Annotated in this window: 13 protein-coding genes and 4 tRNA genes; 10 read left to right on the top strand and 7 right to left on the bottom strand. The window is 64.4% G+C overall.

What is annotated here, in order from left to right:
• Together AAG092_RS19535 and AAG092_RS19540 are read right to left on the bottom strand one after the other, a co-directional pair.
• Nucleotides 1-870: an SDR family oxidoreductase gene (locus AAG092_RS19535; RefSeq protein WP_373387972.1), complete on the bottom strand. Its 870-nt coding sequence runs from the start codon at nt 868-870 to the stop codon at nt 1-3.
• 14 nt (nt 871-884) lie between these two features.
• Nucleotides 885-2,672: an acyclic terpene utilization AtuA family protein gene (locus AAG092_RS19540; RefSeq protein WP_373387973.1), complete on the bottom strand. Its 1,788-nt coding sequence runs from the start codon at nt 2,670-2,672 to the stop codon at nt 885-887.
• Nucleotides 2,673-2,836: 164 nt separating this feature from the next.
• Here AAG092_RS19540 and AAG092_RS19545 point away from each other — a divergent pair, with 164 nt between their 5' ends.
• The 3 genes from AAG092_RS19545 to AAG092_RS19555 all read left to right on the top strand — a co-directional run bounded on the left by AAG092_RS19545 (nt 2,837) and on the right by AAG092_RS19555 (nt 5,255).
• Entirely contained in the window at nt 2,837-3,460 is a 624-nt protein-coding gene (locus AAG092_RS19545; RefSeq protein WP_373389627.1) for a TetR/AcrR family transcriptional regulator, read from the top strand.
• A gap of 103 nt (nt 3,461-3,563) precedes the next feature.
• Complete coding sequence (locus tag AAG092_RS19550) at nt 3,564-4,358, top strand: transporter substrate-binding domain-containing protein (RefSeq protein ID WP_110682355.1); 795 nt, start codon at nt 3,564-3,566, stop codon at nt 4,356-4,358.
• Between the two features lie 75 nt (nt 4,359-4,433).
• Entirely contained in the window at nt 4,434-5,255 is an 822-nt protein-coding gene (locus tag AAG092_RS19555) for a transporter substrate-binding domain-containing protein (RefSeq protein ID WP_110682016.1), read from the top strand.
• Here the strand turns inward: AAG092_RS19555 and AAG092_RS19560 are convergent.
• Nucleotides 5,206-5,967 carry a CPBP family intramembrane glutamic endopeptidase gene (locus AAG092_RS19560; protein ID WP_110682015.1) on the bottom strand — a complete coding sequence of 254 codons (762 nt, stop codon included), beginning with the start codon at nt 5,965-5,967 and terminating at the stop codon, nt 5,206-5,208. The two genes, AAG092_RS19555 and AAG092_RS19560, sit on opposite strands and share 50 nt — an antisense overlap.
• A 21-nt stretch (nt 5,968-5,988) precedes the next feature.
• A complete protein-coding gene (locus AAG092_RS19565) occupies nt 5,989-6,156 on the bottom strand; it encodes a DUF2897 family protein (RefSeq protein WP_110682014.1) in 168 nt (55 codons plus the stop codon).
• Between the two features lie 349 nt (nt 6,157-6,505).
• On the opposite strand from AAG092_RS19565, the gene AAG092_RS19570 reads away from it, so the two are divergent.
• On the top strand, nt 6,506-6,703 hold the full coding sequence (locus AAG092_RS19570; protein WP_373387974.1) for an SPOR domain-containing protein: 198 nt from the start codon (nt 6,506-6,508) through the stop codon (nt 6,701-6,703).
• Between the two features lie 99 nt (nt 6,704-6,802).
• On the opposite strand, the gene AAG092_RS19575 is transcribed toward AAG092_RS19570, so the two are convergent.
• On the bottom strand, nt 6,803-7,465 hold the full coding sequence (locus AAG092_RS19575) for a glutathione S-transferase family protein (protein ID WP_373387975.1): 663 nt from the start codon (nt 7,463-7,465) through the stop codon (nt 6,803-6,805).
• 21 nt (nt 7,466-7,486) lie between these two features.
• On the bottom strand, nt 7,487-8,254 hold the full coding sequence (locus tag AAG092_RS19580; protein ID WP_110682012.1) for a hypothetical protein: 768 nt from the start codon (nt 8,252-8,254) through the stop codon (nt 7,487-7,489).
• A gap of 220 nt (nt 8,255-8,474) precedes the next feature.
• On the opposite strand from AAG092_RS19580, the gene AAG092_RS19585 reads away from it, so the two are divergent.
• The 4 genes from AAG092_RS19585 to AAG092_RS19600 all read left to right on the top strand — a co-directional run bounded on the left by AAG092_RS19585 (nt 8,475) and on the right by AAG092_RS19600 (nt 8,884).
• A tRNA-Glu gene (locus AAG092_RS19585) sits at nt 8,475-8,550 on the top strand.
• A 1-nt stretch (nt 8,551) separates the two neighbouring features.
• Nucleotides 8,552-8,627 (top strand) — tRNA-Gly (locus AAG092_RS19590).
• A gap of 104 nt (nt 8,628-8,731) precedes the next feature.
• A tRNA-Glu gene (locus tag AAG092_RS19595) sits at nt 8,732-8,807 on the top strand.
• A 1-nt stretch (nt 8,808) separates the two neighbouring features.
• Nucleotides 8,809-8,884 (top strand) — tRNA-Gly (locus tag AAG092_RS19600).
• A gap of 88 nt (nt 8,885-8,972) precedes the next feature.
• Here the strand turns inward: AAG092_RS19600 and AAG092_RS19605 are convergent.
• Entirely contained in the window at nt 8,973-9,383 is a 411-nt protein-coding gene (locus AAG092_RS19605) for a PA2817 family protein (RefSeq protein ID WP_373387976.1), read from the bottom strand.
• A 211-nt stretch (nt 9,384-9,594) separates the two neighbouring features.
• Between AAG092_RS19605 and AAG092_RS19610 the strand changes: the two genes are divergently transcribed.
• Nucleotides 9,595-10,527: an ABC transporter ATP-binding protein gene (locus AAG092_RS19610; RefSeq protein WP_373387977.1), complete on the top strand. Its 933-nt coding sequence runs from the start codon at nt 9,595-9,597 to the stop codon at nt 10,525-10,527.
• Nucleotides 10,524-11,303: an ABC transporter permease gene (locus AAG092_RS19615; RefSeq protein WP_021701599.1), complete on the top strand. Its 780-nt coding sequence runs from the start codon at nt 10,524-10,526 to the stop codon at nt 11,301-11,303. The genes AAG092_RS19610 and AAG092_RS19615 overlap by 4 nt, the downstream gene beginning before the upstream one ends.
• Nucleotides 11,304-11,340: the final 37 nt, after the last annotated feature.

Genomic DNA, 11,340 nt, shown 5'->3' on the forward strand with positions numbered 1-11,340 from the left:
TTACTCCTGATCCTTGAATACTTCGGGCAGATAGGCCCGGTGGAAGCCGTTGTAGGACTCGCTGGATTTCGCCTTGCCCAGGGTCCAGGCACGGGTACCCTGGCTGGCGGCGCCATCGATGCGGATGGTGTTGCCACTGATGAAGTTGGCGCCCGGGGTGAGCAGGAAGACGATGGCCGAAGCCACCTCCGACTCGGTGCCGATGCGCTGCAGCGGCACGTGATCCTTGAGGTTGCGGATCATGTTCTTCATGGACTCCGGGTAGGTATCCATGCCGCTGGAGGCAATCCAGCCCGGCGCCACGGCATTGACCCGCACGCCCGAATGGCCCCATTCGTAGGCGGCGGTTTTGGTGAAGTTCTCCATGCCGGCGCGTGCGGCTCCGGAGTGGCCCATGCCGGGCATGCCGCCCCACATGTCGGCGAGCATGTTGACGATGCTGCCGCCGGTCTTGCTCATGCTCTGCAAGTAGACTTCCTTGGCCACCAGGAAGCCGCCGACCAGGTTGGTGCGCACCACCGTCTCGAAGCCTTTCTGGTTGATGCCGATCAGCGGTGCCGGGAACTGGCCGCCGGCGTTGTTGACCAGGTGATGGATGTGGCCCTGCTCGGCGATGACCGCCTTGACCATGGCCTTGACCGCTTCCTCGTCACGGATGTCGCACACCTGGAAGCTGGCCTTGCCGCCGTCCTCGAGGATTTCGCCGCAGGTCTTTTCCAGCTTTTCCAGCTTGCGCCCGACCAGCACCACCCGGGCGCCCAGGTGAGCCAGTTCGTGGGCCACGCAGCGGCCGATGCCGCTGCCGCCGCCGGTGACCAGGATGGTCTGGCCGCTGAACAGGCCGGGCTTGAATACGGAGTCGTAACTCATCGTGTGTGTTGTCCTTACAGGCTGTCAGCCAGTGCACGCGGCACCGGAACCGGGAATTCCAGCAGCTGCTGGGCGAAGGCCTTGCCCTGCGGGTCGATGCGCAGGCTGGCGACACCGCCACCGCCCAGGGCGTTCTCCAGCAGGAAGTTCAGGCTGTGGCTGCCCGGCAGGTGCCAGCGGCTGACCTTGCCGGTCTGGCCGTCGAGAACATGCGCCATCCATTGCGCCACGGCGCCTTCGGAGAGCGCAGCCGCGATCCACGCCAGATACTCGGGTTTTCTGGCCATCACGCCGATGTTGCTGTGGTTGCCCTTGTCGCCGGAGCGGGCGACGGCCAGCTTGATCAGCGGCACGGTCGCATCGGCGTTGCCGGCCGGGGTGGGCAGGGCGGCTGCGTCGGCGACCTGGCCGGCGTCGAACACGGCGACTTCCGGCAGGGCGACTGGCTGGCGCTCACCGTCGATCTCCACTTCCAGCGCACAGGCGCTCTTGTCGACCAGGAAGCTGAACAGGCGGATCACCGGGTAGACGGTGGGGCGCCCGCCGACGATGCCGGTCAGGCCCGGCGCCATGCCGGTGGCCGCCTGGGCGATCTCGCGGGAGAACAGGATCAGTGCTTCCTTCTTGGCGTGACGCACGCCGAGCTTGACCACCACTTCGCGGGTGTCCTTCCTCTGGGCGTGAGGTCCATAAGTGGCCTCGGTGCCCAGCAGCTCGATGCACACTTCCTTGTACGGACCCCAGCCGCGCTCGGCGAACATCTCTTCGGTCTTGTTGATGATGGCCTGGCTGACGCGCTCGGCCTTGGCCACGGCATCGATGCCGGCCAGCAGGCAGCTGGCGGTGCAGCGGAAGCCGTCCGGGTGGGTGGCGCTGACCTTGTACTGGGCGGTCGGCGCAAGGCCGCGGGCGCCTTTCAGCTCGACGCGGTTGGCGCCGACCTGGGTCAGTTGCACCTGGGTGAAGTCGCAGACCACATCGGGCAGGTAGTAGGCACGCGGGTCGCCGATCTCGTAGAGCATCTGCTCGCCTACCGAGAGGGTGGAGATCAGCCCGCCGGTGCCTTCGGGTTTGGCAACCACGAAGCTGCCGTCGGCCTGCACCTCGACGATGGGGAAGCCAATATGTTCGTAGTCCGGCACGTCGCGCCAGTCGGTGAAGTTGCCGCCGGTGCACTGCGCGCCGCATTCGATGATGTGACCCGCCAGAGCGGCCTGGGCCAGCTTGTCGTAGTCGCTCCAGGCCCAGTCGAATTCATGTACCAGCGCGGCGCTGACCACCGCGCTGTCGACCACGCGGCCAGTGATGACGATATCGGCGCCGGCCTCCAGCGCGGCGACTATGCCCGGCGCGCCGAGGTAGGCATTGACCGACACGCACATCGGCGGCAGCGGGGCGCCGGTGAACATTTCGCTGGTGCCGGCCTTGGCCAGCTCGCCCAGCTTGGGCTGCAGGTTGTCGCCATGCAGCACGGCGATCTTCAGGTTGACCCCGGCCTTCTCGCAGGCCGCAGCCAGGGCCTTGGCGCAGGAGGTGGGGTTGACGCCGCCGGCGTTGCTGATCACGCGGATCTTCTTTTGCGCGATCTCGCCCAGCAGCGGGGCCAGCACCTCGACGAAGTCGGTGGCATAGCCCTCGTCCGGCTTCTTCATGCGCGCGCCGGCCATGATCGACATGGTCACTTCGGCGAGGTAGTCGAACACCAGGTAGTCCAGTTCGGCGCCGCGAACCAGCTGGGCGGCGGCAGTGGAGGTATCGCCCCAGAAGGCGGAAGCGCAGCCGATGCGTACGGTTTGGGTCATTGGAGTTGTCCGCAACACATGAATAGGGTGAAGCGAACACTACCAAGCAAGCGCTTGGTTGAAAAGTCTTTGTGGCGACTTTCTACCCCAAGCGCTTGCTCGGCTGCCCGGCAGCCCCCTAACATCCACGGCGCAACGAGTATTCATGTGGGGTAGTGATGAGCCTGGACGAACAGAAAGCCCGGAAGGTGATGCAGGCGCTGGTGGCGCGTGGCGAGCTGACCGATCCGGAAAGCCCGCGTGGCAAGCTGCTGCAGACCGCCGCCCACCTGTTCCGCAGCAAGGGCTACGAGCGCACCACGGTCCGCGACCTGGCCAGCGCCGTGGGTATCCAGTCCGGCAGCATCTTCCACCACTTCAAGAGCAAGGACGAAATCCTCAAGGCGGTGATGGAGGAAACCATCCTCTACAACACCGCGCTGATGCGTGCCGCCCTGGCCGAGGCGCAGGGCCCGCGTGAGCGGGTGCTGGCGCTGATTCGCTGCGAGCTGCAGTCGATCATGGGGGGCACCGGCGAGGCCATGGGAGTGCTGGTCTACGAATGGCGCTCGCTGTCCGAGGAAAGTCAGGCCTACATCCTCAGCCTGCGTGACAGCTATGAGCTGATCTGGCTCGAGGTACTGGGCGAGGCGAAGACGGCCGGGCTCTGCCAGTCCGACCCCTTCGTCCTGCGGCGCTTCCTCACCGGCGCGTTGAGCTGGACCACCACCTGGTTCCGCCCGGGCGGCAAGATGAGCCTCGACGAGCTGGCCGAGCAGGCTCTGGCCCTGGTGATCAAGGAAGGCTGACGCCGATAGGCTAAGCTGCAAGCACTGCCGGCTCAGATCGGCCTCGGCGACAGGGATGTGCCAGGTGCGGCTTGTTCTTCGTTCCGAGGTGAAAACGTTGCGCATGTTCCGTTGGCTGTTACCCCTCGCCCTGGCACTGTGCGCGCCTGCCGTGCAAGCTGAGCAGTTGGTGCGGGTCGGTGCCTACCACTTCCCGCCCTATGTGACCAAGCCCGAGAGCCAGAGTCCTGGCGGGTTGCTACCAGAGATGCTGGTTGCGCTCAACGAGGCCCAGGACGACTACCACTTCAGCCTGGTGCCGACCTCGGTGACCCGGCGCTATCGAGACTTCACCCAGGCGCGCTACGATCTGATCTTCTTCGAGTCGCCCGACTGGGGCTGGCAGGACATAGCCCTGGACAAGCTGGACCTGCAGATCGCCGATGCCGAGGTCTACGTCACGCGGGCCGCTCCCGATCGCGATCAGCGCTATTTCGATAGCCTGCGGGGCAAGCGCATGGCCCTGTACAGCGGCTATCACTATGGCTTTGCCGGCTTCAACGCCAACCAGGATTTCCTCATCCGCAATTTCAACGCGGTGCTGACCTATTCCCATGACAGCAACTTGCTGATGTTGCTGCACGATCGCGTCGATATCAGTGTGGTGACGCGCTCCTACCTGCGCCTGTACCAGCGGCAGAACCCCGAGGAGGGGCGACAGCTGCTGGTGTCCGAGCGTACCGATCAGGTTTACCGCCACCATGCCCTGCTGCGCCCCGAGGGCCCCATCGATGGTCTGAGCCTTGGCGAGCTACTCTCCGGGCTGCGTGCCAGTGGCAAATTGCCTGAACTGTTGGTGCGCTACCAGCTGCCGACGGCACAGGCTGATGTCGAACTGGCCGACCCTATGCCGCATTGACGCAGATTCTGTTGCATTTACCTGAGCCGGAGGCTGGGCTAGTCTCTGCGCAACGGGAAGAGATGCGAGGTCAGCATGGATTGGTGTCGACAGGGATTGCTGCGCGCTGCGGTGCTGGCGTTGACGACACTGTTCTGTCAGGCGGCCAGCGCTGCGGACGAGGTACTGATCGCTGCGGTGCATTTCCCGCCCTACGTGATCAAGCCTGAGGAAAACCTCAATAGCGGTCTGCTTGGCGAGCTGGTGATGGCCCTCAACCAGGTGCAGGGGCAGCATCGTTTTGCCCTGCGTGCCACCTCCCTGCCTCGGCGTTTCGACGATTTTCGTCAGGGGCGCTTCCATATCGCCATCTTCGAGAATCCGGACTGGAACTGGCAGGGCATCGCCGGAATTCGAGTCGACATGGGTCTGGAAGATGCCGAGGTGCTGATCGCCCGTGCCGAGCAGGGGCGCGATCAGCATTACTTCGACAAGCTGATGGGCAAGCGCATGGCCTTGTTCAATGGCTACCACTATGGCTTCGCCGGTTTCAATAACGATCCAAAATGGCTGGAGCAGCACTTCAACGCAGTACTCACCTACTCCCACGAGAGCAACCTCAAGCTGGTGCTGCGCGGGCGCGCCGATATCGCCCCCATCACCCGTTCCTGGCTCGGTGCGCGCCTGCGCGAGCAACCCCAGCTCAAGGCACAGCTGTTGATCTCGGAGTGGGAGGACCAGCGCTACCGGCATTACGCCATTCTTCATCCGCAGGCGCCGATCAGTGCCGAAGACTTCCGCCAGGCCCTGCAGCTGCTGCGCGAGAATGGCGAGCTGGAGCGCATCTTCGCGCCCTACGGCATCGAGGTCAGGCCATACGTAGCGGGTAGCTCAGCAGCAACAGATGTAGCAAATTGACCGCGCCGTGCAGCACCAGCGCCGGCCACAGGCGCCCGCTGCAGTGCAGGGCCAGTCCGTAGCCCAGCCCGGCCAGCCCCGCTACCAGGGCGAATAGGGGACTGAAGGGGATGTGGGCAGCGCCGAACAACAGGGCGCTGATGCCAATTCCGGCAGCGGCGCCCAGACGTGCTACCAGAGCCCCCTGCAGCCAGCCGCGGAACAACAGTTCCTCGGCCAGTACCGCCACTCCCAGATTGACCATCAGCCACAGCCACAGCTCCTGAGGCCATTTCGGCTGCCAGCCAACCATTCCCAGCCCCAGAGCGGTCAGCGGCACCAGCAGCAGGGTTGCGAGAGCGACCAGGGCTGTCCGCCGCAGAGAGCCGCGCGGGTCGGGCTCACGCCCCAGCCACCAGGCCAGCAGGCTCAGGCCCAGCAGCAGCTTGTCCCACGCCAGGCGCAGGGCGTAGGGCGGGGCGTCGGCGCTGAGCTGGCGCGCTGGCCACAGTGGTGTGGCCTGAAAGCCGGGAAGCAGGTGCGCGGCCAGGGCGATGCCGCCGACCAGGCCGCCACTCCACCACAGCCAGCCCGGCAGGCGGCCTTCCGCCAGGAGGATCCAGCTGGCGAACAGGGCGATCCATAGCAGCCCCAGGGGCTGGATGAAGCCCAGGGCCAGGCCCAGGCCGAGGGGCAGCGCGGGCAACAGCAGGCGCAGGTGCAGCGGTGGCATGCGACGTCCTTGTGCGGGGTGTCAGCGCTCTTCGGCGTCCTTGGCATCCTGCTCGGCATTGCGCTGGCGGATGCGCTTGAGCTGCTCCTCGGTCAGCGGCAGGCGGCGTGCGCTGTCACGCAGCAGCAACAGGCTGCCGAGGATGGAGCCGAGGGCGAGGACGATGATCAGCCAGGCGTACCAGGGCATGGCGTTCTCCTTCGAGGCAATGGCCCACCTTAGCCGCCGGACGTCGCTCAGGCAATCGAGGCGAGCGGGCATGGCCGCTGTCAGATACCGGCAACCTGTGGCTGTTTGAATGCCAGCCATTCGCACTTCCGGGAGTAGTTGCAGGGGCGTCTTGCCTGCCCTGGCGGGCGAACTACAGCTGAAGGCCATGCGCATTCTGCTGGCTGGCACCCCGGGCTGCAGGCGGTGATGGTGGTGCATCTTCCGTTACCTTTCCAAGTCGATCCGCCGCGCGAAGCCGGCGAGCGCGAGCGGGGCGACAGGCTGTCGGCTGGTCTCGGACGGCTGCGCGCAGGGCTCGATTCCTTAGATGATGGATATCGGCATGAGCGAGGTCGCGGATCGCGGCTGGATCGTCAGGGTGGGGCAGTGCAGCGTGCCCTTTTCCACTCGGGAAGCGGCCGACCAGTTGGTCGAGCAGCTCAGGACGCGACTGGCGGCGCCGCATGGGTTGCCCGGGGCGCAGGGTCATCAAACTGTCATGCAGGAGACGCAAGATCGTCCCTGACAGACTGCTGCAACCGCCCAGGCAGACATGCCTGGCGCTAGCTCAGGTGACGTGCTACTCGAACTTGCCGCCGCGGAAACGCGGCGTTTTTTTGCCCGCTCAGCGCTGTCCGGCGATCTTGGCGATCACCTTGAGCTCGCCCGGCAGCACGTTCTGCACCGACGGGCGCGCCTTGATGCGCTGGTAGTGGCTGGCCAGTGCCGGCCAGCGTGCGGCATCCAGTGCCTCGCCGCCGTGCTCCATGTTGAGCAGCTGGGTGAAGATGGCCAGGTCGGCCTGGCTGAACTGCTCGCCGAGGAAGAATTCGCCCTGGCCCAGCGTCCGCTCCAGGTAGTCGAAATGTTGCGGCAGCTTTTCATGCAGCACACCCTGCACCGCCTGTTCGTCGCAGGCCTGGCCGAGCATGGGCTTGAGCAGGCGATTGCGGAACACGCCGAAGGTGCATAGCGGGGCCAGCTCGTAGTCGCCGTATTTCTCCAGCCAGCGCACCTTGGCGGCTTCGGCCGGGTCCCTGCCGAACAGCGGCAGGTGCTGCGGATAACGTTCCTCGATGTACTGGCAGATCACGCTGGAGTCGGCCAGGGTCAGCTCGCCGTCGCGAAAGGCCGGGATACGTCCCAGCGGATTGAGTTCCCGATACCAGTCCGGCTGGCCATAGGGCGTGACGATCTCCAGCTGGTAATCCAGCCCCTTCTCCAGCAGGCACAGGCGCAGCTTGCGCACGAATGGCGACAAGGGTGCGCCGTAGACGATCAGGCTCATTGGATGTTCCCGGGGGAGAGGTCAGTCGTAGATGTTCTTTTTCTTCCAGTCGTCTTCCTCGATGGACTTGAGTCCCTCGGTCAGCTCGCTGGATTCATCGGGGTTGGGCTGTGCCTTCTCCAGTACCACGGCGTTGGCGCGTGCCAGCTGCTGCTCCAGCTGTTGCAGCTGGGCCTGGTAGCGGGCGGGGTCGGGCTGCTTGCGCAGGTACTGCACGCCACGCTCGAAGGCCAGGCGGGCCTGGCCGGGATGGTTTTGCTGCAGGGACTGCTGGCCGAGGTTGCTGAAGAACTCGAAGTGCAGTTGCACCAGCATGTGGCGGATCTCGCCCAGCCAGCGCTTGGCCTCGTTGGCCGACAGCAGCTTGTCCTGGGTGGCGCGATTGATCTGGCCGTGCAGGTTCTCGAGGAGGAAGCGGATGTCCTTGGCCTTGGCCTCGGTCATGATCTGTTGCGGCGGGTTGCGCACCGGAATGGCGTCGTTCTTGGCCACCAGCTCGCGCAGCTCGGCGATGCGGTTGCGCAGGTTGGCGTTCTGCTTGTCCAGCGGTTGCAGGCGCTCGCCGTAATAGAGTTCGAAGCGACTGAGCAGATGCTTGAGGGCGGGGCTCATCAGCTGCCCCGGCATGTTCTCGGAAACATCGCGGCTGCGGCGTACCCGGTCGTTGAGGTCGGCCCTGAGGCGAGCCTTCTCCAGCTTGCTGTTCTCCACCATGTGATTGATGTAGCCAATGGCGAACAGCACCACTATGCCGGCGACTATCAAGGCGGTGATGACGAGTGGGGACACCCTGGAACCTCCCGTACGCTTCTTTTTCCCCGAGTGTAGTGCCTTGGCCGCGCTGCTCATAGCGCTGTATCAATTTATGATCCGAAGTCTTTGATTTAGAAAAAGTTTTGATTGAGGGTTGACGCTCTCCGAAAGGCTCCATAGAATGCGCGCCACTTTCAGCGTGTTGGCGAAAGCCGAGCTGCGGAAAGTCGGGAAGCTGTTATAAGCTCCTGGCCACGTCCCCTTCGTCTAGTGGCCTAGGACACCGCCCTTTCACGGCGGTAACAGGGGTTCGAGTCCCCTAGGGGACGCCATGCGGGAATAGCTCAGTTGGTAGAGCACGACCTTGCCAAGGTCGGGGTCGCGAGTTCGAGTCTCGTTTCCCGCTCCAGTTTCACGAGGCGCCGCTCCTGTAGCGGCGTTTTGATTAGAGTTAGACGGTGGGTGGTAACACCGACCGGCAACACCGGGAAGCTGTTGTAAGCTCCGGGCCACGTCCCCTTCGTCTAGTGGCCTAGGACACCGCCCTTTCACGGCGGTAACAGGGGTTCGAGTCCCCTAGGGGACGCCATGCGGGAATAGCTCAGTTGGTAGAGCACGACCTTGCCAAGGTCGGGGTCGCGAGTTCGAGTCTCGTTTCCCGCTCCAGTTTCACGAAACGCCGCTCAATCGAGCGGCGTTTTCGTTTGTGCTTCAAGGCCATGAAAAAGCCCCGCTGATGCGGGGCTTTTCGTTGTCAGTGCTTGGCGCTCTCGGCGGGCAGGGCGAGCAGCTGCTTTTCCTGGTTCCAGTCGAACGGCTCGCCGTTCTCCTCGGCCTCGAAGCGCCGCTCGTCCAGGCGCTGGAACAGCGCGATCTCCTCGTCCGGCATGAAGTGCAGGCAGTCGCCGCCGAAGAACCACAGCAGGTCGCGCGGCACCAGGTGGGCGATCTGCGGGTAGCGGTGGAATACCTGGCTGATCAGGTCCTGGCCCAGGTACAGGCTGCCTTCCGTATCGTTCGGCAGCTGCGCGAGCAGTTCATCGAAGCGTTCGAGGAACAGGGCGTGGGCATCGTCCTCCACCTGCTCGGCTTCACCCAGGGCGACCAGGATGCCACGCAGGTGGGCGAGCAGGGCGAGGTGGTGGTCGAGGTAGGTCGAGGCCATGGCAAGGGTCCTGAGTCGGGAAAACGGGCGCGGAGTATAGAGCGAGCGCTGCGCCCTGTCCCGCCGTCCATGCGTGCTGTCGATAGTCATCATCGGCCGTCGTGGCTTTCATCCCGCGCCGATTGCGGGCAGGCTAGCCTGTAACCAAAGGTTGCAAATGCCGCCTCATGACCTTATCTAAGCCATCCCCTTGCCGAGTAAGCGCACTTACATGACCTCCGCACTGTCCATCCGGCAGCTGACCAAGACCTACGCCAATGGCTTCCAGGCCCTCAAGGGCATCGACCTGGAGGTGGAAGAGGGCGACTTCTTCGCCCTGCTGGGCCCCAACGGCGCCGGCAAGTCCACCACCATCGGCATCCTCTCCACCCTGGTGAACAAGAGCGGCGGCACGGTCGAGGTGTTCGGCCATGACCTTGACCGCGATCCTTCCGGGCTCAAGCGCTGCCTGGGCGTGGTGCCGCAGGAGTTCAACTTCAACCAGTTCGAGAAGTGTTTCGACATCCTCACCACCCAGGCCGGCTACTACGGCATTCCGCTCAAGCTGGCCAGGGAGCGCGCCGAGCAGTACCTGACCCAGCTCGGCCTGTGGGACAAGCGCAACAACGCCTCGCGCGAGCTGTCCGGCGGCATGAAGCGCCGCCTGATGATCGCCCGCGCGCTGATCCACCAGCCGCGCCTGCTGATCCTCGACGAGCCCACCGCCGGCGTCGACATCGAGCTGCGCCGCTCGATGTGGAGCTTCCTCACCGAGCTGAACCAGCAGGGCATCACCATCATCCTCACCACCCACTACCTGGAGGAGGCCGAGCAGCTCTGCCGCAACATCGGCATCATCGACCACGGCCGCATCGTCGAGCGCTCCAGCATGAAGGACCTGCTGAAGACGCTGCACGTGGAAACCTTCCTGCTCGACCTCAAGGAGGCGACCCTGGTCATGCCGCAGCTCACCGGCTACCCGGCGCAGCTGGTCGACGACCACACCCTGGAAGTGCAGGTGGAGAAGAGTCAGGGTATCAACGACCTGTTCCGCCAGCTGGCGGCGCAGAAGGTCGAGGTGCTGAGCCTGCGCAACAAGAGCAACCGCCTGGAGGAGCTGTTCGTCTCCCTGGTCGAGAAGAACCTGGAAAAGGTGGCCAAATGAGCCCGGAACTCGCCTCCAACTGGGTCGCCCTGCAGACCATAGTGCGCCGCGAAGTGCGGCGCTTCATGCGCATCTGGGCGCAGACCCTGCTGCCGCCGGCCATCACCATGGCCCTGTACTTCGTGATCTTCGGCCGCCTGATCGGCAGCCAGGTCGGCGGGGTGGGGCAGTACTCCTACATGGAGTTCATCGTGCCCGGCCTGATCATGATGTCGGTGATCACCAACTCCTACAGCAACGTGGTGTCGAGCTTCTTCTCCAGCAAGTTCCAGCGCAACGTCGAGGAGCTGCTGGTATCGCCGGTATCGCCGCACACCATCCTCATCGGCTACACCATCGGCGGCGCCCTGCGCGGCCTGGCGGTAGCCTTCATCGTCACCCTGCTGTCGCTGTTCTTCACCCAGCTGCAGGTACACCACCTGGGCGTGACCGTGCTGGTGATCCTGCTCACCGCCATCACCTTCTCCCTGGGTGGCTTCATCAACGCGGTGTATGCGCGCAACTTCGACGATATCTCGATCATCCCGACTTTCGTGCTGACGCCGCTGACCTACCTGGGCGGGGTGTTCTACTCGATCAGCCTGCTGCCCGAGTTCTGGCAGACGGTGTCGCTGGCCAACCCCATCCTGCACATGGTCAACGCCTTCCGCTACGGCATCCTTGGTGTGTCCGACATCAACATCGGCATCGCCATCGGCATGATGCTGCTGGCCAGCACGGTGCTCTACGTCGTCTGCATTCGCCTGCTGAAGAGCGGCCGCGGTATGCGCCAGTAAGCATCGCGTAACATTTTCGGCGGTCGGCAAGCCCGGT

The sequence above is a fragment of the Pseudomonas alcaligenes genome, from assembly GCF_041729615.1.
GTDB lineage: Bacteria > Pseudomonadota > Gammaproteobacteria > Pseudomonadales > Pseudomonadaceae > Aquipseudomonas > Aquipseudomonas alcaligenes_B.

Bases quoted from the DNA above. Each gene is read 5' to 3' on its own strand.
- AAG092_RS19565 (WP_110682014.1), bottom strand. From the start codon at position 6,156: ATGCCCTGGTACGCCTGGCTGATCATCGTCCTCGCCCTCGGCTCCATC.
- AAG092_RS19605 (WP_373387976.1), bottom strand. From the start codon at position 9,383: ATGGCCTCGACCTACCTCGACCACCACCTCGCCCTGCTCGCCCACCTG.
- AAG092_RS19555 (WP_110682016.1), top strand. From the start codon at position 4,434: ATGGATTGGTGTCGACAGGGATTGCTGCGCGCTGCGGTGCTGGCGTTG.
- AAG092_RS19550 (WP_110682355.1), top strand. From the start codon at position 3,564: ATGTTCCGTTGGCTGTTACCCCTCGCCCTGGCACTGTGCGCGCCTGCC.
- AAG092_RS19535 (WP_373387972.1), bottom strand. From the start codon at position 870: ATGAGTTACGACTCCGTATTCAAGCCCGGCCTGTTCAGCGGCCAGACC.
- AAG092_RS19615 (WP_021701599.1), top strand. From the start codon at position 10,524: ATGAGCCCGGAACTCGCCTCCAACTGGGTCGCCCTGCAGACCATAGTG.
- AAG092_RS19575 (WP_373387975.1), bottom strand. From the start codon at position 7,465: ATGAGCCTGATCGTCTACGGCGCACCCTTGTCGCCATTCGTGCGCAAG.
- AAG092_RS19570 (WP_373387974.1), top strand. From the start codon at position 6,506: ATGATGGATATCGGCATGAGCGAGGTCGCGGATCGCGGCTGGATCGTC.
- AAG092_RS19610 (WP_373387977.1), top strand. From the start codon at position 9,595: ATGACCTCCGCACTGTCCATCCGGCAGCTGACCAAGACCTACGCCAAT.
- AAG092_RS19540 (WP_373387973.1), bottom strand. From the start codon at position 2,672: ATGACCCAAACCGTACGCATCGGCTGCGCTTCCGCCTTCTGGGGCGAT.
- AAG092_RS19560 (WP_110682015.1), bottom strand. From the start codon at position 5,967: ATGCCACCGCTGCACCTGCGCCTGCTGTTGCCCGCGCTGCCCCTCGGC.